Consider the following 26,851-nt stretch of genomic DNA (forward strand, 5'->3'; position numbering starts at 1 on the left):
GCAGGCCAGATACACCGATACAGAGAGCCTCTCAGCCACCCTGGGCAGCCTTATTGCCCACCCCCAAAGGAGTCAGATATGGAAGCTGCCAAAATTCGCGTAATTGGACTGGGCGGAGCCGGCAACAATGCCGTGAACCGCATGATCGAATCGGGCCTGGACGGTGTGGAATTCATCGCCGGCAACACCGACGCGCAGGTGCTCGCCAAGAGCCACGCGGAGATACGGATTCAGTTGGGTGACCGCCTGACCCGTGGTCTGGGCGCTGGGGCCAATCCCGAAGTGGGTGAGCAGGCTGCCATGGAGGACAAAGAGCGCATCAAGGAGTACCTGGACGGCACCGACATGCTGTTTATCACGGCAGGTATGGGCGGCGGCACCGGCACCGGCTCTGCGCCTGTTGTGGCTGAAATTGCCCGTGAAATGGGCATCCTGAGCGTTGCTATCGTGACCCGTCCCTTCAAGTTTGAAGGCCCCAAGCGTCAGCGCGTGGCCGAAGAGGGCATCGCCAAGCTGGCCGAGCGCGTGGACGGCATGATCGTGGTCAACAACGAGAAACTGCTGACCGCCATTGACAAGAAGGTGTCGTTCCGCGAAGCCTTCCTCATTGCTGACCGGGTGCTGTACTTCGGCGTCAAAGGCATCAGCGACGTGATCAATGTAGAGGGTATGATCAACCTTGACTTTGCCGACGTGCGCAACCTGCTGAGCAACTCGGGCACCATCCTGATGGGGATCGGCGCGGGCCGGGGCGACAAGATGGTCGAAGAAGCCGCCATGACGGCCATTCACTCGCCGCTGCTGGAGCGCGGGATCGAGGGTGCCAGCCGCATTCTGGTGAACGTCACCGGCTCTTACGACCTGAGCATGAACGACGCCAACGAGATTCTGGAACGTGTGCGCGAAGCCACTGGCCGAGAAGACCCAGATGTGTTGTTCGGCATCACTCCTGACGAAGCGGCGGGCGATGAAGTGCGCGTCACCGTGATTGCCACCGGCTTTGACGACGGTCCTTTTGACGGCAGCAGCAGCTTTGACAACATCGTGCGCCCGGTCCGTACCGGCAGCTCCGCAGCCTATGACCCCAAGGACTACGATATTCCCGCGTTCCTGCGGAATGTGGGCCGCGACTGAACCACTAGAATGGAGCCATGACTCCTGAACCTTCCTCTCCCCTGCCCTGGCCTGCGGCGGGGGACTTTGTTTGGCACGCGGAGGACATAGACCCAGCGCGGCCAAGCCTGATGATGTTCTTCCACCTGGAATGCGCAGGTTGCGTGTCACGCGGCATTCCCTTTATGAAGCGGCTGCATGCACAGTACGGGGAACAGGTGAACTTCGTCGCAGTGCATACCTCACGCGGCCACCGGCACTTGGACCGCGAGGAGATTTTGCCCACGCTGCTGCACTTTGCCCAGAAATTTGCCCGGCTGCCTTTTCCAGTGGCGCTGGATGTGGACGGCTCACTGGCCGAGGCTTACGCCACCGAAGGCACGCCGCACTGGACCGCTCTGGAAGGTGGGGAAGTGGTGCGCTCTATCTACGGCAGTCAGGACAATGCGCAGACCCGGCTGGAATACTGGCTGGCCGAAGTGACCCAGGGAGCGGGATGAACCGCCGCCTCAACACCTTATTTGCCCTGACCGCCGCCGACGCCCTGGCTGCCGCCACAGAGTTCAAGACCCCGCAGGCCATCCGCCAGCGGTACGGCGAGACCTTCCGCGAGTATCAGGAGGGCAGTGTCTTCGGATTCGCACCCGGCGAGGCCACCGACGACAGCCAGATGGTGGCGGCGACCCTGCTGGGCTACGCCCGCAGCGAAGGGCAACGTGAGAAAGAGTTGAGCGGCGTGCTGGCGGGCCTCCGCGACTGGCTAAGTACCCGCCCGCCGGACGTGGGCGGCCTGACCCGCAGCGCACTCGGATACGGCACGCTGGACGGGGGTGTCCGGGCCTGGCAGGCCAGCGGGTATGGGAGTGCGGGCAACGGCGGCCTGATGCGAATTGCCGCTGTCTGGCTGGCAGGCTTCAGTGGCGAGGAGCTGGCCCGTCAGAGCGTGCTGGTCACGGCCCTGACCCACGCCGACCCGCGCTGCGTGTACGCCTCTGTCTTTTTCACTGGTCTGCTGGAAGCGCTGAGCCAGGATGAGCCACTCGCCCGCGCCGCTGCCCACGGCCTGGCGCTGCTGGAACAGGTGGACGCCCGCGCCGTGATGCTGGACGCAGGGCTGTTCGAGATAGAAAGCCGCGCCGCTTATGCCGAGTTTGGTGAGCACAGCCGCTCAGCCCGTGGGCAGGTGCGCGAACGGGTCCGCAGCGGCTTGGAGGGACACCTCACCTCGCAGAGCGGCTACGTGTTGGACACGCTGGAAGCAGCCCTGGCCCATGCCCGCGCCGACGACTGGCTGGGCTGCATCGAACCTGCCGCGCTGCTGGGCGACGACTCCGACACGGTGGCCTGCGTGGCTGGGGCGATTGCTGGAGCACGGGGTCTGAAGGTGCCGGAGCACTTGCTGCCGCCGCTGCGACTGGGCCACTCCTGGCCGGGGTGGGAGCGGGAGTGGAGCTGCGTGGAACATTATCCAGGGCTGCTGGCGTAACCGAGGAGCAGTTCTTGCAACTGGTCCAGCGTAACTCGGTCAATGCCGAGATTCTGGCCCGGCTGCCCCGTCTGGAAGCGGTGGCGTCACAGGTGATGCTGGTGGGCGGCAGCCTCTTTCAGACGGTCTGGAACGTGCTGAGCGATGAACCTCCTGAGGCCAGAATTCGGGACTATGACCTGTTTTACTGGGAAGCAGATACCAGCTATCAAGCCGAAGACTATGCCATTAGGCAGGCTGAAGAGCTCTTCAGGGACCTGCCTGCCGAAATTCAACTGCGAAATCAGGCCAGGGTTCACCTCTGGTTCCAGGAGAAGTAAGGGCAAACCCGGCCGCCCTTGCTAACGGCCAGAGCAGGTGTGCAGCAGTTCCTCGCCGGCTGCACCTGTGTCGGCGTCACTGCGGCGGGCGAACTGTATGCCCCTTATGGCCTGGACGAACTGGCCGCCGGACAGCTCACACTCAACCCTTTAAACCGTACCCCAGACCTCTTTTTGCCCAAAGCCAAAGACTACCGGGCGCGCTGGCCCTGGTTGACCATTCACGCGCCCGATTGGCTGGCTGAAGGTGGGGCCTAAGTACCTCGCACCTCACATTTCGAGTTTCCGGAAGAACACCGGAACCTCTTCATCCCCGGTGCGACGCACTTTTTTCGGGTACTCGCTTCGCTCGGTTAATCTAAAGATTAACTTCGATGTACTTAGGTCAGATTGCCTGCTGCAAACTCCGCCTGGGCGCTGCGCTCGCCGGGCAGCTTCTCGTACACGCCGTCTTCGCGCAGTCGCCAGGAGCCGCGCTCGTCGCTCAGCTCGGTGTCCATGATGTCCAGGAACTCTTCCCGTAGCGCTGGCACCAGCACCGGGGCCAGCACCTCCACACGGCGGTCCAAGTTCCGGCTCATCCAGTCGGCGCTGCCGAAATACACTTCCGGCTGACCACCATTGCCAAAAGCATAGATGCGCGAGTGCTCCAAGAAGCGGCCCAGCAGGCTGCGAATCTCGATGTTCTCACTGAGGCCCGGCACGCCAGGGCGCAAACAGCACACCCCACGAATCACCATGCGGATGCGGACGCCTGCCTGCGAAGCGCGGTACAGCGCCTCGATCATGGCCGGGTCGGTCAGCTGGTTGCACTTGCCCACGAACCAGGCGTCGCCGCCCTGGCGGGCCACTTCGGCTTCGCGCTCCAGTCGCTCGACCATGCCCACCCTTGCCCAGCGGGGGGCGACCAGCAAGTGACGGTACTCTGCCTCAGCATACCCAGTCAGGTGGTTGAACAACTCGGTGGCGTCAGCGCCCAGCTCGCCATCAGAGGTTAGCAGGCTGAGGTCGGTATACAACCGCGCCGTCTTGGGGTTGTAGTTGCCAGTGCCGATGTGGACATACCGGCGCAGGCCACCTTCTTCACGCCGCACCACCAGCGTGACCTTGGCGTGGGTCTTGAGGCCAGCCATGCCGTGGACCACGTGGGCCCCGGCCCGCTCCAGCTGCTTGGCCCAGGAGATGTTGCGCTGCTCGTCAAAACGGGCTTTGAGCTCAATAAAGGCCACCACCTGCTTGCCGGTCTCGGCCGCCGAGCGCAGCGCACCCAGCAACCGGGGGTCGTCGCCGGTGCGGTACAGAATCTGCTTGATTGCCAGCACGTCAGGGTCAGCGGCGGCCTCTTCCAGAAAGTTCAGCACATGATCAAACGAATCGTAGGGATGGTGCAGCAGCAGGTCGCGGCGGCGCAGCACTCCAAAGATGTCCTCGTCCTCGCGCCGGGTGTAGGGATGCAGGTGCGGCTGGTGCGGCTCAAAGCTCAGGTCCGGGCGCTCTACCCGCAGGCCCATCAGATCGCTAGTGCCCAGCGGCCCCTGCAGCTGAAACACGTCACGCGGCGAAATGCTCATGCGCTCCTGCAAGAAGTCCAGCAGCCGTGCAGGCATGTCCTGGGTCACTTCCAGGCGCACCGGGTCCCCGAAGCGGCGGCGGCGCAGGCCGTCTTCCACCGTGGCGAGCAGGTCCTCAGCCTCATCTTCGTCAAAGTCAAAATCGGTGTTGCGGGTCACGCGGAACAGGTACACGGCCTGCACCCGCCGCCCCTTGAACAGCTCGTCCATGTGGGCGGCCATCACGTCTTCCAGCAGCATCAGCCGCCCGCCGATGGTCACGACGCGTGGCAGGACTCCCACCGGCACTTTGACGCGGGCAAAATCAGGGGACTTTTTCTTCTTGCCTTCCAGCAGCACGGCCAGGTTCAGGCTGAGGTTGCTGATATAGGGAAAAGGGTGGCTGGGGTCCACCACCAGCGGGGTCAGGACCGGTTGAATCTGGTCTAGGTAGTGGCGGCGGACTTCCTGGCGGCCTTCTGCATCCAGCTCGTCCATGCGCCAGATTTTGATGCCCCCCGCCTCCAGCTGGCCCAGAATCTGCCGGGTGGTCGCCTCGACCCGCTCCATCATGTCGTGGGTCTGGTCCCGCACCAGCTTGAGCACCTCACGCGGCAGCAGTCCGTCCAGGCTGGGTGTCTGCACCCCGGCGGCAATCTGCTGATGGATTCCGGCCACCCGCACCATAAAGAACTCGTCGAGGTTGCTGCCGCAGATGGCCGTGAACTTCAGCCGCTCCAGCAGCGGGTTGCGCTCATCGCAGGCTTCGGCCAGCACGCGCTCGTTGAACGAGAGCCACGACAGCTCACGGTTCAGAAAACTGCTGGCGGGGTTGCTGACCGTGCTGAAGGTCTCGCGGAGTGGCGGCGCAGCAACCTCAGCAGCGGGCTTTTCCGCCACCTGAGAACGCACAGCCGGAGCCTTGGCTCGGCTGGCCACCTTCTGCGCAGCCGCCGTGGCCGCCTGTGGGCGGCTCCGCTTGGAAGCAGTACTCTTGGCGGCACTCTTGGGGCTGGCCGCTTTAGAACGGGCACTCTTGGGACCACCACTCTTGGGACCACTCTTAGGGCGGCTGGACTTGGAGGGGGCCGGTGTTTGCGGTGTTTTGCGGGAAGCCGCCTTGCTGGGGCTGGACTTGGGTTTGGTCATGTGTACCTCAGGGCAAGAACAGGAAAAAGGTAGGTGTGAGGGGCCAAAAGCACTTCTATTAGACCGGGGTGGCGTCACTGTACTGTCAGCACAAAGTCAGCTGGCAAGAGCCGCCTAAAAGTCTGTATACGAACTGGGCTGCTCCCTCCCCGAAAGGCCTGCCAAAGCGGTCCAACAACAGAAAAGAGCCGCCAGGCGACTCTCTTTGCTCCCCTAGACCATCTGCTTTCCCAAACCGGGTGGCCGGTGGCTCAAATCCGGCCAAACAGCAGCGCGGCGTTTTGCCCGCCAAAAGCGAACGAGTTGCTCAGGGCATATTGCACCTGCTGCTCACGCGCTCCCTCTGCGATGTAGTCCAGGTCGCACTGGGGGTCGGGGTTGGTCAGGTTGATGGTGGGGGGCAGGATACCGTCACTCAGCGCCTGGGCCACAGCAATCGCTTCTACCGCGCCCGCCGCGCCCAGCAGGTGGCCGGTCATGGACTTGGTGGAGCTGACCGCCAACTTGTAGGCATGCTCGCCAAACACGTGCTTGATACCCTGGGTTTCATGCAGGTCGTTGGCCGGGGTGGAGGTGCCGTGGGCATTGATGTAGCCCACCTGCTCCGGGTTGACACCCGCCGTCCGCAGGGCCATACGCATGGCCAGCTGCGCACCTGCGCCCTGAGGTGCGGGCATGGTGATGTGGTGCGCGTCGGCGCTCACGCCAAAGCCCAGGATTTCGGCGTAGATGTGGGCCCCGCGCTTTTTGGCGGTTTCGTACTCCTCTAGCAGGACCACGCCAGCCCCTTCACCCATCACAAAGCCGTCACGCTCGGCGTCAAAAGGACGGCTGGCGGCCTGGGGGTCGTCGTTGCGGGTGCTGAGCGCCTTCATGTTGGCAAAGCCGCCCATGGCCAGCGGCACGATGCTGGCCTCGGTGCCGCCCGCAAACATCCGGTCTGCCAGCCCCAGAGCAATGTAGCGGGCGGCTTCGCCAATTGAGCCAGTGCCGGTGGCGCAGGCCGTAACCACCGTGGAGCTGGGGCCTGTCGCCCCGTAGCGCATGGCGACATGCCCGGTGCTCATGTTGGCAATCATCATGGGAATGAACATGGGGCTGATGCGCCCCGCGCCCCGCTCAAAGCTGACGCGGGCCTGCGCCTCGAAGGTTTCCATGCCGCCGATGCCGCTGCCCACGATGGCCCCGGTGCGCTCACCAGCCACATCTTCACGGGTCAGGCCGCTGTCTTGCAGGGCCAGGTCGGCAGCCACCAGAGCGAACTGCACCACCCGGTCCAGGCGGCGGGCTTCCTTGGCGTCCAGCCAGGGCGAGAGGTCGTCCCCCACTTCGCCAGCAATCTTGCTGGCAATCTCGCTGGGGTCAAAGCGGGTAATCGGGCCTATGCCGCTTTTGCCAGCGCGCTGGGCCTGGGCAAAAGCGTCTCTGCCAGTGCCGATAGGGGTCACGGGGCCGAGTCCGGTCATCACGACGCGTTTCAGTTCAGTCATGGTTGTCCATCCTTGATGAATGTGAGGAGTAGTGCGGGCCATGCGGGCAGGAGGCAGGCCAGCGAAGCACATAAGCAGACGAGAGACAAAGGCCCAGCGTGGGGTGCTTTGTCTCTCGCGGGCCACAGATGCGGCAAAGATCAGGAGCTGGGCCGGGAGCGCACTTGGCCCCCAGCGGGAAATTTACTGGTTCTTCTCGACGTAATCCACAGCCGCCTGAACGGTGCGGATGCCTTCGGCGTCTTCATCGCTGATGCTCAGGCCGAACTTGTCTTCCAGGCCCATTACCAGTTCTACGATTTCCAGGCTGTCAGCGCCCAGGTCTTCCACGAAGCGGGCTTCGGGGGTTACCTGATCAGCGTCGGCACCCAGTTTCTCTACGATTACTTCTTTTACGTCATCAAAAATAGCCATGTTGTTTACCTCCTGCTTTCTGGAATCTTGCCTAGTGTAGCGGATTGCCGCCAGGGCGGCATGCGAGTGCGGACGCGGTTTAAGAGAATGGCAAGGCCAGCGCGGGCAGGGCCTCAGTGCGGGTTCATGCCCCCGTCCACGCCGATGGTTTGCCCGGAGACATACCCCGCCGCATCTGAGGCGAGGAAAGCCACCAGCGCGGCGACTTCTTCCGGCTGCCCCATCCGGCCCAGCGGAATGTTCTTCTCGTATTCGGCGCGCAGGTCGGCCCCCAGGTCAGCGGTCATGTCGGACTCGATAAAGCCAGGAGCCACTGCATTCACTGTGATGCCGCGCCCGCCGTATTCCTTCGCCAGCGCTTTGGTCAGGCCAATCAGGCCCGCCTTGCTGGCAACGTAGTTGGCCTGGCCGGGGTTGCCGCTCAGAGCCACCACGCTCGAAATGTTGATGATACGCCCGGCCCTGGCCCGCATCATGTGCTTGATGGCGGCGCGGCTGGCACTAAAAGCACTGCTCAGGTTGGTCTGGATGACTGCGTGCCAGTCTTCATCCTTCATGCGAATAGCGAGGCCATCGCGAGTAATGCCCGCGTTATTGACCAGGACATCCAGACCGCCCAGTTCCTTAATCACCGTTTCGACCAGCTCAGCGGCCTGCGCTGGGTCGGACAGGTCTGCGCCGAACACCTGCGCCTGCCCACCCGCGCTGCGAATCTCATCAGCCACCGCTTCAGCCTGCTCCTGGCCGCGTCCGTAATGCACAGCCACTGTAAAGCCGTCCTGCGCCAATTTCAGCGCCATTGCCCGGCCCAGGCCACGGCTGGAGCCGGTGACCAGGGCAACCTTTTTCTTTGATTCTGTCATTGTGATTCCTCCAGCAGCGCCGCGATGTCCTGAGCCGTGCCTACATTGAGCACTGCCGCATCGGGCACGATTTTCTTGACCAAGCCAGTCAGCACCCGGCCAGGGCCGAATTCAATAAATACCTCTGCGCCTGCGTCCGCCAGCGCCTGCACGGTTTCCACCCAGCGCACTGGTGCCGTGATCTGCTCGGCCAGCAGTTCAGGCAAGGCTGCGGGGGTCTGATTGGCTGCGGCAGTGACATTGGCGTACACCGGGAAGGCCAGCTCGCCGTACGGCGCCGCTTGCAGGGCTGGAGTCAGCCCCTCGCGGGCAGGCTCCATCAGCGGGCAGTGAAAGGGCGCACTTACTTTGAGCGGAATCACCTTGAGCCCCAGGGCTTTGAGGTCGGCCCCCGCCTGCATGACCGCTTCGCCCTCGCCTGAAATCACAGTCTGGGTGGGCGCATTAAAGTTGGCGGGCTGCACGCCCTGCATGGACGCGCAGACTTCGCGCACCCGCTCGGGGTCGCCCATCACGGCGCTCATGGCCCCGCGCCCTACCGGTACAGCGGCCTGCATCAGCTCGCCGCGCTGCCGGGTCAGACGCAGGGCATCTCCGAGGCTCAGCGCTCCCGCCGCGACCAGGGAGGAGTATTCACCCAGGCTGTGTCCCGCTGCAAAAGTCGGAGTCAGGCCAGTGCGGGCCTGCCAAGCACGGTAGGCGGCGACGCTGGCCGCCACCAGGGCGGGCTGCTGGTTGGCGGTCAGGGTGAGGTCTTCCAGCGGCCCCTGCTCCATCAGGCCACGCAGACCCGGCAGGGTGGCTTCGGCCTGAGCATAGACAGCTTCGGCTTCTGCAAAGGCAGCGGTCAGGTCCGCCCCCATGCCCACCGCGTGCGACCCCTGACCGGGAAACAGAGCCGCAATCTTCTTGCCTTGCAGGTCAGCGCTCTGCACGGCTCAGGCCTCCGCCCGCAGCGAGGGTGCGCCGGCCCACCACTTCAGGGTACAGGCGGCCCAGCTCAGGCCACCGCCAAAGGCCACCATCAGCACCTGTTGACCGTCCTGAATGCGGCCATCACGCACCGCGTCCACCACGGCCAGCGGCACGGTAGCCGCGCTGGTGTTGCCGTAGCGGTCCAGGTTCACGATGAATTTGTCCATCCCCACACCAAACCGCTCCGCCGCCGCCTCAATGATGCGGATGTTCGCCTGGTGCGGCACAATCCAGCTGACATCGTCAATGCTCAGACCAGACTTTTTAAGCACCTGCTGGCCGCTTTCGGGAATGACCCGCACGGCGAACTTGAAGACCTCGCGGCCATTCATCCCGGCGTACTCACCCATAGGGGTGCCGTCGGGCAGCTGCGGCGCAGCACCGGGCATGTACAGGCTGCCCCCACCGCTTCCGTCCGCGCCCATCACGAACTCGCCCAGGCCATAGCCTGCGGGCACCGGCCCCACCACTGCTGCGCCCGCACCGTCCGCAAACAGGATGGCGTTGTTGCGCTCCTGCTGGTCGACCCGCTTGGACAGCACCTCGGTGCCGATTACCAGCACGCGCCGGGCAATTCCCGCAGCAATCTGGCCTTTGGCCATCGCCAGGCCGTACACAAAGCCCGAGCACGCCACCGAAATATCAGCAGCCGCCACGCCGCGCAGGCCCACCTGCTCCCCAATCAGGGCCGCCGTGCTGGGAAACAGAGCATCTGGAGTGCCCGTCGCGCACAGAATCAGGTCCACGTCCTGAAGCGCGTCCGGGTCATGCGCCAGCAGGTCCCGCACCGCTTTGACGCCCAGATGCGAAGCATACTCATCTTCGGCGGCGTAGCGGCGCTCACGCATTCCGGTGCGCGACTCAATCCACTCGGCACTGGTCTCCAGATAACTTTCGTAAAAGGCGTTCGTGACTACGCGCTCAGGCACGTACATGCCCAGCGCCGTGATGCCGATGCCCTGACGAGCCGACAGTTCTGTGGAGGTCATGGCCGCAAAGTAGCATTCTTTGAACCGCCGTTCAATGAATCCGGGATGAGGTACAAACTGGGCGCAGCACCAAAAAAGGTGCGCGGGCCTCACAGCTCCGCGCACCTGGCAGCTGAAACTTTATTCTTCGCTGCTCTTGTCGTCCTGCTTGCTGTCCGCTTCAGCAGCTCCGCCCTCGCTGTCAGCGGCTTTGCTGGCATCCGCTTTGGCAGTGTCGGTCTTGGCACCGTCTGCTTCGGCGCTGTCGCTCTGGCCTTCGCCGCTCAGCTGGGCCAGGGCCTGGTTCAGTGCCTTGGAGCGCAGAATATCGGTGTAAAAGGCGTTCAGGCCGCCCGTGCCCATCTGGCTTTGCAGCTCCTGGGGAGACATGCCATTCATCTGGGCCATCGCCATCAGGTTCTGACCAAACTCCTGATCGGTCACCTGCACGCCGAGGTCCTCAGCCAGCTTGCCCAGGGCCAGGTCACGCTTGACGCGCTGCTCGGCGTTCTTGCCCAGCTCGCCCATGAACTCGTCCAACTTGCCCTGCTCCTGCATAAAGCCTTCATACTCACTCCAGCGCACGCCCTGGCGGCCCAGGTCATTCTTGATCTCGCTCATCAGTTCGTCCTGGCGGCGCTGAATCAGCGACTGGGGAATATCCACGGTCATGCCTTCAATCAGGGCGCTGAGGAACTCCTCGCGGCGGGCACCTTCGCCCTCACTCTGGGCGCGGCGCTCCAGTTCCTCACGCAGGGTGGCGCGCAGCTTATCCATGTTCTCAAACTGCATGGTGCCAGCGAATTCGTCGTTCAGCTCGGGCAGGCTCTTGGATTTGATCCCTAGCACCTTGACCTTGACCGGGGTGTCGTCTTCGCCCTCTTCAGCGGGCACGCTGATTTCTACTTCGTCGCCCACATTCTTGCCCAGCAGCGCTTTTTGGATGTGCTCGCCGGCCATGTCCATATAGATGGGGTAGCTGCCTTCTTCGCCTTCTTCTTCCACGGTGACCTGGTCGCTGGCCTCAATGGCGCGCTCCACCTGCTCAAAGCTGGCGGCACGCTCCTGCATGTCGGCCAGGGTGCGGTCCACCACTTCGTCCGTGATCTCGGGGGCCGCAGCGCTCAGGCTCAGGCCCTTCCAGTCGCTCAGGGTCACTTCGGGGTACAGGTCACCCTTGACAGTGAAGGTAAAGGGCTGACCGCTCTTGACGTCCTGCGGCTCGATGTGGGCGTCTACCAGGCTCAGTTCCAGTTCGCGGATGGCCTGGGGGAAGTGGGCGTTCACGAGGCGGTTTTGCACTTCGCCTTCGGCGTAGCCTTCGCCCACACGCTTTTCGATCACGCGGCGGGGGGCCTTGCCAGGGCGGAAGCCGGGCACACGCACCTGTTGGGCCAGGCCCTTCCACACAGCGTCAAATGCGCCGTTCACTTCGTTTGCAGGCACTTCGACCTTGAACTCGACCTGATGACCTTCTTTTTTGATTAACTCTGCCATGCGTCTCCCGTGTGGCCTCACCTTCACTTGTGCGCAGGCCGCGCTGGGCGGGCTCCGCGAGGTGGGCCAGTCGTTCAAAAGGGTACTATACACGCTTGCTGCCGGCCAAAAGCCTCCCATGTCCGCTGGGCCTGCGCTTCAGCCCAGCACCGACTTGGGCCTGGTCCACCAACCCACCACAGAAAACCAGCAAAAAAGCGGCCCCCTAAGGAGAGCCGCCTTATGAACTGTGGTGCGAGGAAAGGGACTTGAACCCTCACTCCGAAGAACCAGATCCTAAGTCTGGCGCGTCTACCAATTCCGCCATCCTCGCATGCTTATGCTGCCTGCGGTGGGCCGCAAACAGCGAACCAGAGTACAGAATAAATGCAGCCCCGCCTGCCAAGCAAGTCGGGGCTACGTTTTGGGGTGGAATATGGGATTTGAACCCACGACCTCCTGAACCACAATCAGGCGCTCTAACCAGCTGAGCTAATCCCACCACAACTGCCAAACAGTCAGGCTCAGCCATCCTAAAGAAAAGCCTGGGCGCTGTCAAGGCGGCGGTTTACAGGACCGTCAGGTGCAGACGCCTCCAGCCAAAGGAAGGGGGCCAAAGGAATGAGAGAATCTTCACCAAATATTTGGGGAACTTTGGTTAGCTTGGTAACAGTTCAGGGAGCAGGCACAGGGGGGTAGGCACAGTGCTGTAGGGCCTTGGCCGGCTCCTGCTCCAACAGCCCATTGGTTTTAGCCGCGCTTTCTATCTTTATCCCAACCCTTTTATCCCAGCCTGGCCCCTCATTGCCCCCGCAGGCGCTGTCCGCTCAGGAGTTCTTTATGCCCTCTACCGAACCTCCCTTTGCCGCAGCCAATGACGCGCCTGCGTCCCTCGCTGTACCTGCGCCCACGCTGACCCCTGCCGAGCAGGCCCTGGCCGCCGCACAGGGCAGCTACCGGCAACTGTTCGAGAGTGCGCCCGTCGGCTACGTCGTGCTGAGCCGCGCAGGCACAGTCTTGCAGGCCAACCAAGCCGCCGGGGCGCTGCTGGGTCTGGCCAGTCAGCAGCTTGAGGGGCAATCGTTCGCCCACTGGCTGCACCCGCGCCATCACGGCGACCTGGCAGCCCTGCTGGGCCAGCTGGACCGCCGCCAAGCCGGTCCCAGCCTGACCACCGAGTTGCAGTTGCAGCGGGCCGACGGCCAAGCCTGCTCGGCCCAGGCGCAGCTGGTGGCGAGCGAGTGGCCCGAAAGCGTGCCGGGCACCGAGCCCCATCTGCTGATGGCCCTGACCGATATCACGGCGCTTAAGCGGGCGCAGGCCGAACTCCTGCGGCTGAACCAGACCCTTGAGACGCGCATTGAACAGCGCACGGCTGAGGTGCTGGGCATGGCAGGCGAAATGGAGCGCTTGACCCAGTCGGTGGCGCACGACCTGTCTGGCCCACTGCGGCACATTCAGAGCTTCGCAGGTCGCCTGGAACGCAGCGACCTGAGCGACCAAGACCGCCGGGCCGTGGGCACCATCACGGCAGCGGCGGGCAAGATGAGCACCCTGATCAGCGCACTGGACCAAGTGGCGCTGGCCTGCAACTCACAGCTGAACCTCACTCCCATTGACCTGGACCGGGTTTTGGACGCCACGCTCAAAAGCTCGGGGGCCATCCATAGACTTGAGGTGCAGCGCGACGACCTGCCGCGCGTGATGTGCGATATCCAGTCCATGCAAACTGTGCTCGGCCACCTGCTGGACAATGCGCTCAAAGCCACCGCGCAGACCCCGCAGCCCCGCTTGCAGGTCCGTGCGGAGCGGCAGGGCAACGAAATCATCATTCACCTGTGCGACAACGGCATTGGCTTTAACCCCAACTACCGCGAACACATCACCGAAGTGTTCCGCAAGCTGCACCCGGACCGCGAATTCGCTGGTGAGGGCGTGGGCCTGGCTGTGGTCCGCCGCCTGATGCTGCGCCAGGGCGGACGCCTCTGGGCTGATTCGGGAGGAGCGGGCGCGGGGGCCTGCTTCTCGCTGGCCCTCCCAGCGGCTCCCTAGACGGCGCTGCTTTACCTAGCGCCGCCCATAGACCGCCCAGCGCAGCAGGCTTTCGAGCGGCCCCCGGCCATAGCGTCGCAAGTACCAGCGGCTCAGGGCGATCTGGGCCAAGGCCAGCAGCAACGCCATGCCCACTGCTGCCGCCGCGCCGACTTGACCGTACAAGCCAAAGGTATAGGGATAAAAAATCAGCGTCAGCACCAGCGACTGCGTGATGTAGTGCGTCAGGGCCAGTCGGCCACTGCGGGCCAGGGCGGTCAGGGCCGCCGGGACGCGGGGGCGCAGGCTGAGCAGCCCGAACAGCCCCACGTACCCGAACGCCACCGGCAGCCCGCTGATCACCCTCAGGCCCTCCGACAGCATGCCCGCTTGCTCGGTGTCCAGGGTATTCAGGTAGGCCAGCCCCAGGCCTAGCGGCAAGCCCAGGCCAAATCCCCACGCCAGCAGCCGGCGTAACAGCGGGCGGTGCTCTGCAGGGCGGCTGAGCAGGCCGCTGCGGTAGGCCCAGGCCCCGAACGCAAACAGCGGAATGGTAAAGGAGGCCAGAAACAGCCCACTGCCCAGCTGTGACGGCAGCTCTGCAATCCGGTCGGCCAGGATGCTGGCGTAGCTCTGGTGGGGCGCAAAGTCCGGCGAGAAGCTTATGCGCGAGCCGGGTGTCACTTTGTACAGACTGTAGCCCGCCACGTAATTGAGGGCGCTGAGCAGGTACAGCCCCCAGGCCCACTTCAGCAGTGCGCCCGTAGGCCGGCGCAGCAGCAGGATAAAAATGACCGCGCTGACCGCGTACCCGCCGATGATGTCCCCATGCCACAGCAGCGCGAAATGCGCCAGCCCGATGACCAACAGCAGCAGATGACGGCGCACGTACAGTCCCAGGCCGTGCCGCTCCCACAGGCCCGCCGCGCCCCAGCCAAACAGCATGGCGAAGAGGGCCACCGCTTTGCCGTTAAACAGCACATCAGTGACCACCTGCACGGCGCGGTCCAGGCCCTGCTGCTCCCAAACCCGGAAGCCGGAAAAATCTTGCACATTGATCAGGGCGATGCCCAGCAGTGCGAAGCCGCGCAGGGCGTCTGGGAGAAGGGCGCGGTCCTGAGCAGCCACTGGAGCGGGCGGCAACGTGTCTGGGGCAGGCGGCAAGGGGATGGTCACGGCCTAACCTCGCCCAGCGGCCAGCGCCAGATCGAAGCTGCGGCGGGCGCGGTCCTGCATCTCGGCCACGCATCTGTCATCAAAACCTACACCCTGCTGCACCTGTTCCAGCAGCAGGCCGACGTCCGGACGGGTGCTATGAACCGGTGCCCCGGCGTCCGCGCAAAAGCCCTGCACCTTGGGGTCGTAGCTGAGGCCCGCGAACGGCACCCCAGCAGCGGCAGCCAGAATCAGCGCGTGCAGCCGCACACCCACCACATAGCTGCTGGCCGCGATGGTGTCCAGCAGCTGCTGCGGATCGGCACTTTCCAGCACCGCGTCGGCCCCCAGTGAGCGGGCCGCTTCGCCGTCGTGGGCAGGCATCAGCGCCAGGGCCACCACGCGCCGTCCCTGGGCCTGCAAGGTGCGCACCAGCTCACGCAGAGGCGGCAGCGACTCGGCCACGTCGCCGCGTGGAGCGATCACCACAGTCTCTGGGCCACGCACCACCTCCGGCGAAGGCCGCAGCAGCAGCGCCGGATCGCCGCCCAGCTCTCCTTGCAGGCCCAGGGTTTCCAGCGTTCGCAGGCTGCCCCGGTCACGTACAATCAGCGGCAAACCACGCACGCTGCGCACCACCCGCCCGCCGCCGCGCACCGACAGCGGCCCGATGCTCTGGTTAAAGACGGCAGCGGGCGTGCCCAGCAGCCGGGCCAGCCGAATCAGACCCAGGTAGTAGGTGAGGTTGCGGGCGCTGGTTTTGTCTTGCAGCAGGCCCCCGCCGCCGGAGAGTAGCAGGTCGGCGCGGCGCAGTTCGCGGGCGAGCGTCAGCGGCTGCATACGCGGGACCGCCTCGCAGCCGCACAGCGCCGCCGTGTGGACCGGGTCAGCCGAGAGCAGCACGGGCGTGTGCCCCCGCTCCTTCAGCTCACGGGCGATGCTCAGGGCAATGGCTTCGTCGCCGCCGTTGGCGAAGCCGTAATAGCCGCTCACCAGCACTCTCACTGCCTCACCTCCATGACCTGCACTTCACCATCGCCCCGCTCACACAGGCCGCCGCCGTAGCTCTGCCAGACCTTCAGGCCCCAGCGCACCGCGTAGGTGAGCACATAGCCCAGCGCCAGACCCAGGCCCAACCCGATGAACATCCGGGTGGCCGAAATCAGCAGCGGGGTATGGAAGTGCGCAAACGTATTGAGGATGCTGGCCTGACCCATCACGCCGCCCAGCAGCAGCAGGCCCGGAAAGTACGCTGGCAGGCCGCCACCCAGTCCCAGCAGTGCGAGCGGATGCCCCAGCACTTCCTTGAAGCGAGGACGAATGATCGAGTCCTGCACTTCCTGGCGCAGCTTGGCTTCGGCGTCGCTGACGCCCACCGCGCTGGTGTTGCCCCGCCGCAGGAACATCACCGCAAAAGCGGCCAGCGCCACGCCCATCACCACAATGTCGCCCGTGCTGATAGGGCGGCGGTACAGGTCGCGGGCGGTCTGGCGCAGGTCCTGGCGCGGCAGGTAGCTGCCCAGCACCAGTGCCAGCGGGGCAATCAGGGTCAGGCCCACGCCCCGGAACGGCTCCAGGCCCAGCATGCTCTGTGGCCCAGCCCCCAGCGCCGAGACAAATAGCACGCCCGCCAGGCTCAGGGCCGTGGCCGTAAACCAGTGCGCCATGCGCGAGCGCCACAGCACGAAACCCAGCGCCGGAAAAGCGATAGAAGCGACCAGCGCCATGCCGCCGAACGGCTCAAAGCGGTTGAGTCCCAGCGCACCGAGCAGCGCCAGCCCGGCGACCAGCAAACCCAAACGCGGCAGCGGGTAGCTCAGGCCAATCAGCAGCAGTGCGGCCAGCGGGCCCAACATGCTGGCGTAGCGCAGGGCGGCGCTCGGCTCAAAGCTCGCAATCTGGGGGACCGCCGTCTGAATGCCTGCCCGCCCCAGCAGCTCACTCGTGCGGGTCAGCAGGGTGCTCGTCTCCGCGATGGTGGGGTAAGGGCGCACGTACAGCAGCCGGTGTCCGCGCTCACGGGCAGCCAACGCGTATTTGGACGCCGTTTCTTCGGGCAGCAGGGTGTCTTGCCACTGGGCGTTCAGGCTGAACATCCGCGCTGCGCTGCGGCCCTCCATCAGCTCCGGCAGGCCCTTTTGGGTGGTGGCTTCGATCAGGGCCGGAATGCGGCTGCCCATCGCGGCTTTCACGGCTTCCAGACGCTCCGGGTCGCGGGCACCGACCACCTCGGTGCCATTGAAGGCGACAAAGGGCACGTCCGGCCAGTCGGCGGCAACATTGATGACAGCTGGGTCGTCATAGGGGCGGTACACCACCGTGTAGCCCTGCGATTTCAGCGTGTCAATCAGGGCGGTATCCGGGCCCACCGGCAGATAGGTGGGGTTGATGTTCCACTCCTGCCACTCACGTCCAGCCAGCGTCACAGGGCGCGGCTGGATAGAGAAACGCCCCTCCAGGCGCTCCAGCACGCCGGGCCGGGCTTCGGCCAGATAGAACTTGCCCGGCTGAAAGGCTTCTTGGGGATACTGCTCCAGCAGGTCGGCTCCCGACTTCACGAACACATCTCCCCGGTTTTGCCAGTTGCCCAGCACATCTTCGAACACGGCCACGCCGTTGACGCCCTGGGCGCGGTACTCGGCCAGCAGGTCCAGCGGGTCGCGCCCGTACTGGTCGGCCTGCGATTTCAGCGCCGGGTAGTCCATCACCACCGCCACGGTCCGCTGGGCCTGCTCAAAGCTCACGCGCTCGTAGGCCAGCCACAGCGCCGGCAACAGCGACAGCCCAATCACACCCAGCAAAGGCTTTTGCCAGCGGCTGCGGGTGGGCGCAGGCAAGTGGGTGGGCGTGGACGGGTCTGACGGTGCAGAGGAGCGTGGGCGCGGGGGTGAAACGGTCACAGTCACAGTGTAGCGGGCCAGATGAAAAGCGGACACGAAGGGAAATAAGCCGCGCACCAGGTAGGGGCAGCAGCACGCTGCATTTCAGTCCTGGGTACGCAGCCGCTAATCCAGCCCATAGTGACGCGGTATGCCCAGGTGGCCGCGCAGGGTGGCGCCCTCGTCATCCGTGTGCAACAGACCGCGCTCCTGCAAGATGGGCATCATTCCATCAACAAAAGCATGGATGCCATCCTCGGACACGTCTAGAGACATCCAGAAGCCATCTACGGCGCCTGCCTCAAGTCACCCCCAGCAGTTCTCTGCTCAGCGCCAATGTTGCGCACTCCATCAACCTTCTGCCTCTCAACCTCTAGACTGCCCCTCATGTCCGACGCCGCCGACTTTTCCCGCCTGGAAGGGTTCGTGCGGGACACACTCGGCGGCGGGGCCAGCCTGCTGTACGAAGAAGAGGTGCAGCCCGCGCAGACGGTGCCGGTAAGCGAGCTGGGCTGGAGCGAGGGCGTGCGGCAGGGATTCGGCTTTCCGGCAGCCTACACGCACCAGGCCGAAACCTACCGGCTGCTCGCTGAGGGCCGGCACGTCATCGTGACCACGCCGACGGCCAGCGGCAAAACGGGAGCCTTTTTTCCGGCGCTGTTTGGGGCGCTGGAAGCGGACCCGCAGGCCACCGCACTGCTGATTTATCCGCTGGTGGCCCTGGGACAGGATCAGCGCGAAAAGCTGGAAGCGTTCGCGCAGCAAGGCGGCTTTACGGGGCAGCCGGGCGGCTGGCCGATTGGCGAGTTTCAGGGTGGGGCGCAGCCGGGCACGGCATTTGCGCCAGGTGTCCGCATGGTCACGGCCACGCCCGACAAGCTGCACTGGAACCTGGGTCACCCCCGGGTGCGTGAGTTCCTGCGGCATCTGCGCTTTGTGGTGCTGGACGAAGCGCACAGCTACCGGGGCGGATTCGGGTCGGAAGTCTCTGGCATGCTGCGGCGGCTGCTGGCGCTCAGCCGGGCCCTAGGAGCAACTCCGCAGGTGATTCTCAGCACCGCCACCATCGGCAACCCGGCGCAGTTTGCCCGTGAGCTGGTGGGCGTAGACGCCGTCGAGGTAGCGCAGTCGGGCGCGGCGCGGCGCGGCAAGCGCTACTACCTGGCCGACCACCGTGGTCAGCCCCGGCGCTTCTGGGACGCGGTGGTGCGCTCAGCGGTGGCCCGTGAACTCAAGGTGCTGGCCTTTTTCCGGGGCCGCTCGCGGGTGACGCGGCTGTACGGCACCTACCGCCGCGACCCGCAGTTCCAGGACCACGTGCATCTGTACATGTCGGGCGCCGCCGAGCGCTCTGGACGGCTGACCGAGTTCCGCCGCGCCCGCAGCGGGGTGATGTTTGCCACCAATGCGCTCGAAGCGGGCGTGGACATCGGGGATCTGGAAGTGGTGATTCTGGACGGCTACCCCGGCTCACGCATGGCGTTCCGGCAGATGGCGGGGCGCTCCGGGCGCATCGCACCGGGCGCGGTGCTGTACCTGCCCACGCTCTCCTCACGCGGGGTGCCGCTGCCGGTGGACGCCTTTTATTCCAACGCGGACAACTTCCGCGAACTGCTGACCGGCCCCACCGAAAAGGCCGTGGTCGAAGCGGCCAATCCTTACCTGGCCCCCCGGCACTGGGCGCGGCAAATGGCCGAGTTCCGCATGGCAGGCCTGACACCACCCGAACAGCTGGGCTCTCCAGCCCACTGGCTGCTGCGGGGCGACGACATGGCGCTGCACGCCGTGGTCGAAGAAAGCGCCTGGGACAAAGAAGGCGTCCGCAGCCTGCACGCGCCGCTGGACAGTCCCAGCCAGCACTACGCCCTCACCGAAAAGCACCCCGAAGCGGTATTCAGCCTGGACGGCCAGGACTACAAGGTCACACGCTGGGAAAAAACGCCGCAGGGCACCGCCATCTTGGTGCAACCCTACGTGGGCGGCGGACAAGTGACACGCGGTCTGTACGAGGTGCAGGTGCGTCCGCTGCCAGGCCGGATGAGCGAGTGGACCAAACAGGGGCCGGTGGCCTACCGGGGCGGCGACGTGCTGGTCACCCGGATCTACCGGGGGTATCAGATTCTGCGCTCGGTGTTCGAGCGGGTGTGTACCGGCTGTGACCGCGTGCCCGAACCCACCGAGCGGGTCTGCCGCAAATGTGGTGGCCACATTCAGGACCGCATGCAGGACCAGAAAATTTCCGAGCATCTCTACGAGGAGCCTGTCACGCTGGAACCGCTTCAGACGGCGGCGCTGGAAGTCGCGGTGAACGCAGGAGCCACCGAGCAACCCACTGCTGTCGCGCATACGCTCAAGCACCTGCTCCTCAAACTGATTCCCGAAGCCGTGGCCTGCGACGAAGGCGACCTGGCGGGAGCGTTCCGCACTGGGCACGACACGTCCTTTTTTATTTATGACGACTGGCGCGGCGGCCTGGGCATTGCCCGGCGGGCACTGGAAAGCTTGCCGCAGCTGCTCCAGCGGGCGCTGGACCTCACTGAAAAGGACTGCTGCACCGCTCCCGAAGGCTGCTATGAATGTATTGCGGTCAGCCGCTGCTTTGCGCCGCTGCTGCCCAGCGGTGAGCGGCGGCCCACCAGCAAGCCCGCGACCCGTGCCCTGCTGGCCGGGGTGCCGGGGTTGCATGTCCAGCCCACTGCACAGGTCACTGTACCCAGAGGCACCGCGCCCCCAGAGCAGCGAGACAGCTTGCCGCCCATACAGCCGCTGCCCGACCAGCCGCCCGCCCCGCCTGCTGGCTGGCCGCTGCAAGCCCGCGAATTGCTAGACCTGCGCGGGCTGTCGCTGCCAGAAGTCTCGGCGCGGCTCAGCATTCCCAGCCGCGAGATTCAGCGGGCAGTGGCGTCCACCTCTCCCCTGCGGCTACACCATGCCAAATGGGGCGAGGGCCACCTGCTTCAGGGCTTTGGGCAGGGTGAGAAGCGCGAGGTACTGGTGTATTTCCCCGGCGTGGGCCAAAAGCGGCTGCTGCTCAAATACGCCGGGCTCAAGGTGGTGCCCTGACGCAGAGCCCGAGAAGACCAGAACTTGCCACCAGCAGCGGCTGACAGCGGGCTGACAAAAGGGAGGGTGGCCTCATGCTACGGTCAGGGCGATTCGCGGCGCAGGCCCGGGCCTGTCTCGCCGCGTCCCCAAAGCCTTTTCCGTCCCACAGGTTGCTCAGCCACGCCCCCGTCCCCAAGGAGCCCCAGAGATGCGCGAAGTCCTCGACCAAGAACTCAAGAACAGCCTCAACGCCACCCTGAACATGATCGGCACCGTGGAGCGGATGTACGCCCTGGGAGCAGAAGTGCTGCTCAGCGGCAATAGGCAGGGGCTGGAGCAACTGCGCTCGATTGACCGCGAAGTGGACCAGATGGAAGCCCAGATTGAGGCCGACTGCCTGCGCGTGATTGCCCTGCACCAGCCGGTGGCCCGCGACCTGCGGCAGCTGGGCCTGATCCTGAAGTGCCTGACCGACATCGAGCGCATGGGCGACTACGTGGTGCATGTGGCGGAGGACAGCCAGGACGTGGTCATTCCCGAGTCGCTGCGGCCTTATCTGAGCCGCATGATGGCCCGCCTGGAAGAAATGAGCCAGTCCCTGCGCACCGCCCTGGCAGACCGCGACGTGGCCCAGGCCGAAGCCACCGTCCGGATGGACGACGAGATTGACGACCTGTACGAGCAGGTGCAGCAAGACCTGATCACCCACCTGACCAGTGACCCCAGCCAGGTGACCGACGCCCTGCAACTGATGCGCATCGGGCGCGCGATTGAGCGCATCGGCGACCACATGGAGAACATCGCCGAGCGCGTGCCCTACTGGGTGACTGGCGAGCACCGCTTCTAGCACCGAACGGCACTTCTAGCTCAGCCCAGGGCTGTCATGAGGAGAAGAGCCGTCATGAGTAGAGCGGTGCCCCCAAATCAGGAAGGGGCACCGCTCTAGACTGCACCCCATGAGCGATGAGCTGAATTTTGCGCACACCATCTTGCAGGGCCGCTCCTGGCGCGACGTGCCCACTCAGGAAATCCTGAGCGAGTCTGAGCGGCTGCTGGGTGAGTGGATGGCGGGCGAGGTGCGCATGGAGCGCCCCAAGCTGTACGACCACTACGCGCTGCTGCTGCTGGCCCTCACCCGCCAAAACCGCGAGCTGTCGGCGCGGGTGGCGGCGCTGGAAGCGGAGCGGGGCAGCTAAGGCCACCACTCGGATGCGCCGCGCTGATTGCTACGCGCTGAGGCTCAGGCCACGTCCTCACCGCGCCGCAGGGCGGCCAGCGGCGGCTGTCCGGCGCGGTGGCCCTGGCTGCACCCGTGGCACCAGTAGGCTTGGTCCCCGTCGCGCAGGTCATGCAATTCCATCGTCCGACCACAGTCGGGGCACACGTATTCGTAGCTGCGCCCACTCGCCGGGTAAGGGTCTTCCTTCCAGTTCTTGCGAACGTTTCTTACATATCTCTGCTTCATATTACGAAAATAACATACGAAGCTGTCTAGAGAAAAGGGGCTGTACCCCTCCTGCCACTCTCCATGCTCAGTCCAGGTCCACGTCGTCTGGCTCTACTCCGGCGCTGCGCTGCACCTCGCCCACGCCGGGCCTACGGCGGCGCAGCATCGCCGGCTCCTGGTCGAGGTCGAACACAAAGTGCCGGGGCCGGCGCTCATGCAGCCAAGTTTCCAGCGACACCAGCCGGGGCCGGAAGCGGATGTACTCGCGCAGTTCTCGGATAGGCACGAAACGGGCTTCTTGCACGTCGCGGTCCGGGTCTTTGGGGCTCAGCTCGCCGCCCACTTCCCGGCCCGTATAGAAGAACTGAAGGTGATGCCCCCACGACTCAGCCTGAAACTCGACCACAAAGGCCAGGTCGCGCAGCTCAATGACCAGCCCCGTCTCCTCATAGGTCTCGCGCCGGGCACCGTCCTGAATCAGTTCACCGGCTTCGAGGCCCCCTTTGGGCAGCGACCAGCGGCCACGCTCGCGCACCAGCAGAATCTGGTCGCCGCGCAGAATCACGCACCCCACGCCGATGCGGGGCGCAGCCAGGGGGCGCTTGCGCTTGCCCCGGCGGCTGGGCGCGGCGATGCGCGGCACCGAGGTGTCATTGGTCACCTGGCCGGGGTACTGCACATTGTTGCCGACTTTCTTGGCCTTGCCCCCCCGGCGGCTGGAACGGCGGCGGCGCGGCACCCGGGCGGCAGACTCACCACTGGCCGTCGGTACGCCAGCCGTGCCTGGCTCGGCGGCCTTTGCAGGGGCGGTCTTGGCGGGAGCAGCTTTTGCAGGAGCAGCGGCCTGTTCGGGTCTGCTCCCTCCCCGGCGACCAGCGCGGCGACGGCGGCCCGTGCGGGGGGATTTTGGCGCAGCAGTTTCGTCGCTCATATCGCTCCTTCCGAAGCCAGGTCATTGAAGCGCACATGGGCGCTGTGGAATTGCAGCTTGACGGTGCCCACCGGCCCGTTGCGGTTCTTGCCCACGATGATTTCGGCAATGCCCTGCTGGTCGGTTTCCTTGTTGTAGTACTCGTCACGGTAAATGAACATCACGATGTCGGCGTCTTGCTCAATCGCGCCCGATTCACGCAGGTCCGAGAGCATGGGGCGGTGGTTGGGGCGCGACTCCACCGCACGCGACAGCTGCGAGAGCACGATGATCGGCACGTCCATTTCGCGCGCCAGCCCCTTAAGCCCCCGCGAAATGGTGCTGATTTCCTGCTGGCGGTTCTCGCTCCCCCCACCACTGCGCCCACCCGACATCAGCTGAAGGTAGTCAATCACGACCATGCCCAGCTGCCCGCGCTGCGCGGCAATGCGGCGGAGCTTGGAGCGCAGCGTGTTGAGGGTCAGGTCCGGCTGGTCATCAATCACAATCGGCGCTTCGGCCAGGCGTCCGGCGGCGTGGGCCAGGCGCTCAAAGTCGCGCTCGCCCAGCTGCCCGTTGCGGATGCGGTTCATGTCCACCCGCGCTTCGCTGCACAGCATCCGCAGCACCAGATGCACGCTGGGCATTTCCAGACTGAAAATAGCTACCGTCTTCTCGCCGCGTAGGCCGATGTTTTGGGCGATGGAGAGGGCGAAGGCCGTGTTGTGCAGGCAAAAGTCTGCCGCGATGAAGTTGGCGTCGCCGGGCACCGTCAAGTCGTACACCTGCTTGTGGCCCAGAGGTTCAATACTGACAATCTCGTCCCAGTACAGGTCGTCACTGCTCAGCAGAGCAAGATGGGGGTCTTCCAACACGGCGGCGTAAGCAGCGGCGCGGCGCTGTGGGAGGCCACGTGAAGTGTGGGGATTGTAGCCGGCTGGGGCATGTTCGCCAGCAGCCAATGCCAGGGCACGTAGCCCCAGGCCACGCTCGGCGGCACTCCGCCGCACATGGGGCCAGACGGCGGCGGGCAAGTGTCCCACATTACTGCGGCCTGCCTCACTGACAGGGATGGCCCGGCGGGCCTTTTCACCCAACCAGCCGACCAGAGCCTGATACTGCGCCACACTGCGCGGCTCCGTGATTTCGACCCGCCAGGACCGCTCCGTCTTGCGCCATAGCTTGCCCACCACACCCAGGCGCACCAGCGCATGTTGCACGTCCTGCGCCAGCCCCCTACTTGCCACCGTGAATTCAATCCGGGCTTTGCCTGCCAGGGCATAGATGGTGCCATCACAGCTGAGCAGAACCTTCAAGAACTCGGCCAGCTGCGGCCTGGGCAATGTCCAGACAAGGGCCGGAAAGCTCTTGTATTCGGCATGCAGGCCCCACAAGCCCAGCTCACGCAGCCATTCGGTCAGTGGGTTGGGCCGATTTTTCTCGGCTCCTGGCTGCCAGCGGCGACTGAGGCGGAAATCTATGCCTGTGCGGGCATCTTGCTGCATCTCCAGTTCAGGAAATTCAGCACTCAAGCAGGCCCGGAAGTCGGCCACCAGTTCCGGGTCGGCATTGGTCCAGCGCGGACTGCTTTGGGTCAGGCCACCCTCAGCCAGCAGGTAAGCCAGCAGGCGCACCCGCTCGCGGCTCAGCGTGCCTTGCCCGAAGACCGGCACCTGACGTGGCACTGCCACCCGGTCTCCCGGCTTCAGATCGTACAGAGGGGTCCAGCCATCTACACCCAGAAAGGGATGGTGCAGGGTCGTCTCGACCTGACGGCCCAGCCGAGTGGTGACGCGGGCCACCGGTTTGACTCCACTGTCTATCCAGGCACCCACCCGCGCCCGGCGCAGCTGCCCGGTTTCACTGACGCTCAGCACCTCAGGCCGCTGGCGCCGCACAAACTCCTCGACAGTCAGACGCTCCCCAGTCTGCGGGTCGTCAATCAGCGTATCGGCACTGACACATTTCCCCATCGAAGGCCGAGCGGCCAGCACGTTCAGGCTGCCTTTTTGGAACCCGGAAATGGTTTCGTCCAGGTCGCTAAAGCCGGAGCCCACGCCATCGGGCATGCCCCGGTTCTGGTGCAGCTGAGTGATGTACTCGAAGGTGTTGTGCACCACATCGCTCATCACCTCGAAGTCGCCGCCTTTTTGCTTTTGCTCGGCCACCGCGAAGATGGCTTTTTCGGCCCCGTCCAGCAGGTCTTCGAGCGGCTGTGCGCCGTCGTAGGCCAGCTGCATCACCTTGCCCGCCGCGCCGATCAGCTGGCGCAGCGTGTGCTTCTCGTTCACGATGCGGGCGTAGTGCTCGGCGTAGGCCGCCGTCGGCACCTGGTCTGACAGCCCAATCAGGTAGTTCAGCCCGCCCACTTCGTCCAGCTGGCCACCTGCCCGCAGGTCCTCGCTGAGCGTGACCAGGTCCACCGGCTCGCCGCGCTCCTGCAATTTCTGCATGGCGCGGAAAATCTTGCGGTGACCCTCGCGGTAAAACATCTCCGGCACGACGGTGTCGCCCAGGGCACTCAGCACATCATTGTCCAGCAGGACGCTGCCCAGCACACTGATTTCGGCCTCATTGGAATGGGGCGCAATGCGCGGACTTACTTCCACGAGGGACCTTCTGTCTGAGGAATAAAGCTCTGGGGGATGACTAGGCACATAAGCGGGTCTCGCATGGGCGGCAGGATTCCTTCCTTTCGGGGGCAGAAGATGGGCACCAGGTCTCTTCTTCCCGCAGGCACACTGGAAGCCTTCCAGGGGCGGGGGAAACTCCGGCCAAAGCCGTGCAGCGCGGCACAGCAGCTTTTCGTGAGGTACAGACCCCACGGCAACGCAGGCATGATACCGCACCCGCCTGGGCCCGGCGCACTGGCAGAGTTGTGACAGAAAAGCGGGGCCCTGAGACAGGGTTTTGAGCGGTTCTCATAGACGCGCTACTGCCAAACCTGTGTCCTGCACGCGTTCTACAAGTCCAAAGGCCCCAAATCCGCCCTGACAGAGCAAACGTAAGATCACTGTGAGAATGCGGGGCCTATTCTCCGGTCAGCAGAAACGGGAAGGCCAAGAGGAGCGATTGCCCCGGCCAAATACAACCGCCCGCAACTGCCCTGCACTAAGTAGGTTCGGCAGACCCAAATACCATTTTTTATCTGCTGCGCCGAAGCACAAGGAGAACAACATGAAAAACAACACCGCTGGTTTCACCCTGATCGAACTGCTGATCGTTATCGCCATCATCGGCATCCTGGCCGCCGTCCTGATCCCCAACCTGCTGGGTGCCCAGAAGCGCGCTTACGACGCTGGCGCTCAGAGCTGCGGTAAGAGCATCCAGACCGCTCTGGCCATGCACTACGTGGACAACCGCACCTACGCTGCTCCCACCCCCGCTGTCTCCAAGACCATGGAAGGTGCAGCTAGCGCTTGCTCCGCACCTGAGATTACTGTCACTGCTGGCACCGCTACCCAGAACGACTACAGCTTCGTTGTTCTCGACACCCGTGGTGCGAAGAAATTTAGGTAGTGGCTGCATCAACGTGACAAGTTGTATCGGTGGAAGGCCAGAGTCAGGCTGGCTTCGAGCA

General features: G+C 64.6%; 22 protein-coding genes, 2 tRNA genes and 1 pseudogene. 9 read left to right on the forward strand and 16 right to left on the reverse strand.

Annotated features, from left to right (window positions below; translation table 11 throughout):
• Positions 1 to 78 precede the first annotated feature (78 nt).
• The 4 genes and pseudogenes from ftsZ to IE158_RS06850 all read left to right on the forward strand — a co-directional run bounded on the left by ftsZ (position 79) and on the right by IE158_RS06850 (position 3,177).
• The gene (gene ftsZ / locus IE158_RS06835) at positions 79 to 1,134 is read left to right on the forward strand and encodes a cell division protein FtsZ (protein WP_189642915.1); all 1,056 of its coding nucleotides are present in this window, start codon (positions 79 to 81) and stop codon (positions 1,132 to 1,134) included.
• A 17-nt stretch (positions 1,135 to 1,151) separates the two neighbouring features.
• On the forward strand, positions 1,152 to 1,613 hold the full coding sequence (locus IE158_RS06840) for a TlpA family protein disulfide reductase (RefSeq protein ID WP_189642916.1): 462 nt from the start codon (positions 1,152 to 1,154) through the stop codon (positions 1,611 to 1,613).
• Complete coding sequence (locus tag IE158_RS06845) at positions 1,610 to 2,599, forward strand: ADP-ribosylglycohydrolase family protein (protein ID WP_189642917.1); 990 nt, start codon at positions 1,610 to 1,612, stop codon at positions 2,597 to 2,599. Before IE158_RS06840 ends, IE158_RS06845 begins: the two co-directional genes overlap by 4 nt.
• A 95-nt stretch (positions 2,600 to 2,694) precedes the next feature.
• Positions 2,695 to 3,177: pseudogene (locus IE158_RS06850) on the forward strand (nucleotidyltransferase family protein).
• A gap of 122 nt (positions 3,178 to 3,299) precedes the next feature.
• Here the strand turns inward: IE158_RS06850 and ppk1 are convergent.
• The 9 genes from ppk1 to IE158_RS06895 all read right to left on the reverse strand — a co-directional run bounded on the left by ppk1 (position 3,300) and on the right by IE158_RS06895 (position 12,306).
• Positions 3,300 to 5,618, reverse strand: a complete 2,319-nt coding sequence (gene ppk1 / locus IE158_RS06855; RefSeq protein WP_229838964.1) for a polyphosphate kinase 1 — start codon at positions 5,616 to 5,618, stop codon at positions 3,300 to 3,302.
• Positions 5,619 to 5,869: 251 nt separating this feature from the next.
• The gene (gene fabF, locus IE158_RS06860; RefSeq protein ID WP_189642918.1) at positions 5,870 to 7,108 is read right to left on the reverse strand and encodes a beta-ketoacyl-ACP synthase II; all 1,239 of its coding nucleotides are present in this window, start codon (positions 7,106 to 7,108) and stop codon (positions 5,870 to 5,872) included.
• Between the two features lie 183 nt (positions 7,109 to 7,291).
• Positions 7,292 to 7,522 carry an acyl carrier protein gene (acpP, locus tag IE158_RS06865; RefSeq protein WP_189642919.1) on the reverse strand — a complete coding sequence of 77 codons (231 nt, stop codon included), beginning with the start codon at positions 7,520 to 7,522 and terminating at the stop codon, positions 7,292 to 7,294.
• Positions 7,523 to 7,635: 113 nt separating this feature from the next.
• The gene (gene fabG / locus IE158_RS06870) at positions 7,636 to 8,385 is read right to left on the reverse strand and encodes a 3-oxoacyl-[acyl-carrier-protein] reductase (RefSeq protein WP_189642920.1); all 750 of its coding nucleotides are present in this window, start codon (positions 8,383 to 8,385) and stop codon (positions 7,636 to 7,638) included.
• Positions 8,382 to 9,305 (reverse strand): ACP S-malonyltransferase, encoded by a 924-nt coding sequence (gene fabD, locus IE158_RS06875; protein WP_189642936.1) that lies wholly within the window; start codon positions 9,303 to 9,305, stop codon positions 8,382 to 8,384. The genes fabG and fabD overlap by 4 nt, the downstream gene beginning before the upstream one ends.
• An 18-nt stretch (positions 9,306 to 9,323) precedes the next feature.
• On the reverse strand, positions 9,324 to 10,349 hold the full coding sequence (locus tag IE158_RS06880; RefSeq protein ID WP_189642921.1) for a beta-ketoacyl-ACP synthase III: 1,026 nt from the start codon (positions 10,347 to 10,349) through the stop codon (positions 9,324 to 9,326).
• A gap of 120 nt (positions 10,350 to 10,469) precedes the next feature.
• Positions 10,470 to 11,825 (reverse strand): trigger factor, encoded by a 1,356-nt coding sequence (tig, locus tag IE158_RS06885; RefSeq protein WP_189642922.1) that lies wholly within the window; start codon positions 11,823 to 11,825, stop codon positions 10,470 to 10,472.
• Positions 11,826 to 12,055: 230 nt separating this feature from the next.
• Positions 12,056 to 12,138, reverse strand: a tRNA-Leu gene (locus IE158_RS06890).
• 91 nt (positions 12,139 to 12,229) lie between these two features.
• Positions 12,230 to 12,306: transfer RNA gene (locus tag IE158_RS06895), tRNA-His, on the reverse strand.
• A 338-nt stretch (positions 12,307 to 12,644) separates the two neighbouring features.
• Between IE158_RS06895 and IE158_RS06900 the strand changes: the two genes are divergently transcribed.
• Complete coding sequence (locus IE158_RS06900; RefSeq protein WP_189642923.1) at positions 12,645 to 13,856, forward strand: sensor histidine kinase; 1,212 nt, start codon at positions 12,645 to 12,647, stop codon at positions 13,854 to 13,856.
• Positions 13,857 to 13,871: 15 nt separating this feature from the next.
• Here the strand turns inward: IE158_RS06900 and IE158_RS06905 are convergent, their stop codons facing one another.
• The 4 genes from IE158_RS06905 to IE158_RS06920 form a co-directional block, all read right to left on the reverse strand.
• Positions 13,872 to 15,011: a DUF418 domain-containing protein gene (locus tag IE158_RS06905; protein WP_229838965.1), complete on the reverse strand. Its 1,140-nt coding sequence runs from the start codon at positions 15,009 to 15,011 to the stop codon at positions 13,872 to 13,874.
• A 3-nt stretch (positions 15,012 to 15,014) separates the two neighbouring features.
• A complete protein-coding gene (gene csaB, locus IE158_RS06910; RefSeq protein ID WP_189642924.1) occupies positions 15,015 to 15,995 on the reverse strand; it encodes a polysaccharide pyruvyl transferase CsaB in 981 nt (326 codons plus the stop codon).
• Positions 15,992 to 17,890: a DUF5693 family protein gene (locus IE158_RS06915; RefSeq protein WP_229838966.1), complete on the reverse strand. Its 1,899-nt coding sequence runs from the start codon at positions 17,888 to 17,890 to the stop codon at positions 15,992 to 15,994. Before IE158_RS06915 ends, csaB begins: the two co-directional genes overlap by 4 nt.
• Positions 17,891 to 17,995: 105 nt before the next feature.
• Positions 17,996 to 18,145, reverse strand: a complete 150-nt coding sequence (locus tag IE158_RS06920; protein WP_189642925.1) for a hypothetical protein — start codon at positions 18,143 to 18,145, stop codon at positions 17,996 to 17,998.
• A gap of 111 nt (positions 18,146 to 18,256) precedes the next feature.
• Between IE158_RS06920 and IE158_RS06925 the strand changes: the two genes are divergently transcribed.
• The 3 genes from IE158_RS06925 to IE158_RS06935 all read left to right on the forward strand — a co-directional run bounded on the left by IE158_RS06925 (position 18,257) and on the right by IE158_RS06935 (position 22,110).
• Complete coding sequence (locus IE158_RS06925; protein ID WP_189642926.1) at positions 18,257 to 20,932, forward strand: DEAD/DEAH box helicase; 2,676 nt, start codon at positions 18,257 to 18,259, stop codon at positions 20,930 to 20,932.
• A gap of 190 nt (positions 20,933 to 21,122) precedes the next feature.
• Positions 21,123 to 21,761: a phosphate signaling complex protein PhoU gene (phoU, locus tag IE158_RS06930; RefSeq protein ID WP_189642927.1), complete on the forward strand. Its 639-nt coding sequence runs from the start codon at positions 21,123 to 21,125 to the stop codon at positions 21,759 to 21,761.
• A 109-nt stretch (positions 21,762 to 21,870) separates the two neighbouring features.
• A complete protein-coding gene (locus IE158_RS06935) occupies positions 21,871 to 22,110 on the forward strand; it encodes a hypothetical protein (protein WP_189642928.1) in 240 nt (79 codons plus the stop codon).
• A 44-nt stretch (positions 22,111 to 22,154) separates the two neighbouring features.
• Here the strand turns inward: IE158_RS06935 and IE158_RS06940 are convergent, their stop codons facing one another.
• The 3 genes from IE158_RS06940 to dnaB form a co-directional block, all read right to left on the reverse strand.
• The gene (locus IE158_RS06940) at positions 22,155 to 22,379 is read right to left on the reverse strand and encodes a hypothetical protein (RefSeq protein ID WP_189642929.1); all 225 of its coding nucleotides are present in this window, start codon (positions 22,377 to 22,379) and stop codon (positions 22,155 to 22,157) included.
• Between the two features lie 67 nt (positions 22,380 to 22,446).
• Positions 22,447 to 23,292 carry an NUDIX domain-containing protein gene (locus IE158_RS06945; protein WP_189642930.1) on the reverse strand — a complete coding sequence of 282 codons (846 nt, stop codon included), beginning with the start codon at positions 23,290 to 23,292 and terminating at the stop codon, positions 22,447 to 22,449.
• The gene (gene dnaB, locus IE158_RS06950; RefSeq protein WP_189642931.1) at positions 23,289 to 25,880 is read right to left on the reverse strand and encodes a replicative DNA helicase; all 2,592 of its coding nucleotides are present in this window, start codon (positions 25,878 to 25,880) and stop codon (positions 23,289 to 23,291) included. Before dnaB ends, IE158_RS06945 begins: the two co-directional genes overlap by 4 nt.
• Before the next feature lie 568 nt (positions 25,881 to 26,448).
• Between dnaB and IE158_RS06955 the strand changes: the two genes are divergently transcribed.
• Positions 26,449 to 26,790, forward strand: coding sequence for a type IV pilin protein (locus tag IE158_RS06955; protein ID WP_189642932.1), 342 nt, complete (start codon positions 26,449 to 26,451; stop codon positions 26,788 to 26,790).
• Positions 26,791 to 26,851 lie beyond the last annotated feature (61 nt).

It is taken from the genome of Deinococcus piscis (assembly GCF_014653275.1).
Taxonomy (GTDB): domain Bacteria; phylum Deinococcota; class Deinococci; order Deinococcales; family Deinococcaceae; genus Deinococcus; species Deinococcus piscis.

Coding starts and splice junctions, on each gene's coding strand:
- ftsZ (WP_189642915.1), top strand. CDS start 79: ATGGAAGCTGCCAAAATTCGCGTAATTGGACTGGGCGGAGCCGGCAAC.
- IE158_RS06840 (WP_189642916.1), top strand. CDS start 1,152: ATGACTCCTGAACCTTCCTCTCCCCTGCCCTGGCCTGCGGCGGGGGAC.
- IE158_RS06845 (WP_189642917.1), top strand. CDS start 1,610: ATGAACCGCCGCCTCAACACCTTATTTGCCCTGACCGCCGCCGACGCC.
- ppk1 (WP_229838964.1), bottom strand. CDS start 5,618: ATGACCAAACCCAAGTCCAGCCCCAGCAAGGCGGCTTCCCGCAAAACA.
- fabF (WP_189642918.1), bottom strand. CDS start 7,108: ATGACTGAACTGAAACGCGTCGTGATGACCGGACTCGGCCCCGTGACC.
- acpP (WP_189642919.1), bottom strand. CDS start 7,522: ATGGCTATTTTTGATGACGTAAAAGAAGTAATCGTAGAGAAACTGGGT.
- fabG (WP_189642920.1), bottom strand. CDS start 8,385: ATGACAGAATCAAAGAAAAAGGTTGCCCTGGTCACCGGCTCCAGCCGT.
- IE158_RS06880 (WP_189642921.1), bottom strand. CDS start 10,349: ATGACCTCCACAGAACTGTCGGCTCGTCAGGGCATCGGCATCACGGCG.
- tig (WP_189642922.1), bottom strand. CDS start 11,825: ATGGCAGAGTTAATCAAAAAAGAAGGTCATCAGGTCGAGTTCAAGGTC.
- IE158_RS06900 (WP_189642923.1), top strand. CDS start 12,645: ATGCCCTCTACCGAACCTCCCTTTGCCGCAGCCAATGACGCGCCTGCG.
- IE158_RS06920 (WP_189642925.1), bottom strand. CDS start 18,145: ATGTCTCTAGACGTGTCCGAGGATGGCATCCATGCTTTTGTTGATGGA.
- IE158_RS06925 (WP_189642926.1), top strand. CDS start 18,257: ATGTCCGACGCCGCCGACTTTTCCCGCCTGGAAGGGTTCGTGCGGGAC.
- phoU (WP_189642927.1), top strand. CDS start 21,123: ATGCGCGAAGTCCTCGACCAAGAACTCAAGAACAGCCTCAACGCCACC.
- IE158_RS06935 (WP_189642928.1), top strand. CDS start 21,871: ATGAGCGATGAGCTGAATTTTGCGCACACCATCTTGCAGGGCCGCTCC.
- IE158_RS06940 (WP_189642929.1), bottom strand. CDS start 22,379: ATGAAGCAGAGATATGTAAGAAACGTTCGCAAGAACTGGAAGGAAGAC.
- IE158_RS06945 (WP_189642930.1), bottom strand. CDS start 23,292: ATGAGCGACGAAACTGCTGCGCCAAAATCCCCCCGCACGGGCCGCCGT.
- IE158_RS06955 (WP_189642932.1), top strand. CDS start 26,449: ATGAAAAACAACACCGCTGGTTTCACCCTGATCGAACTGCTGATCGTT.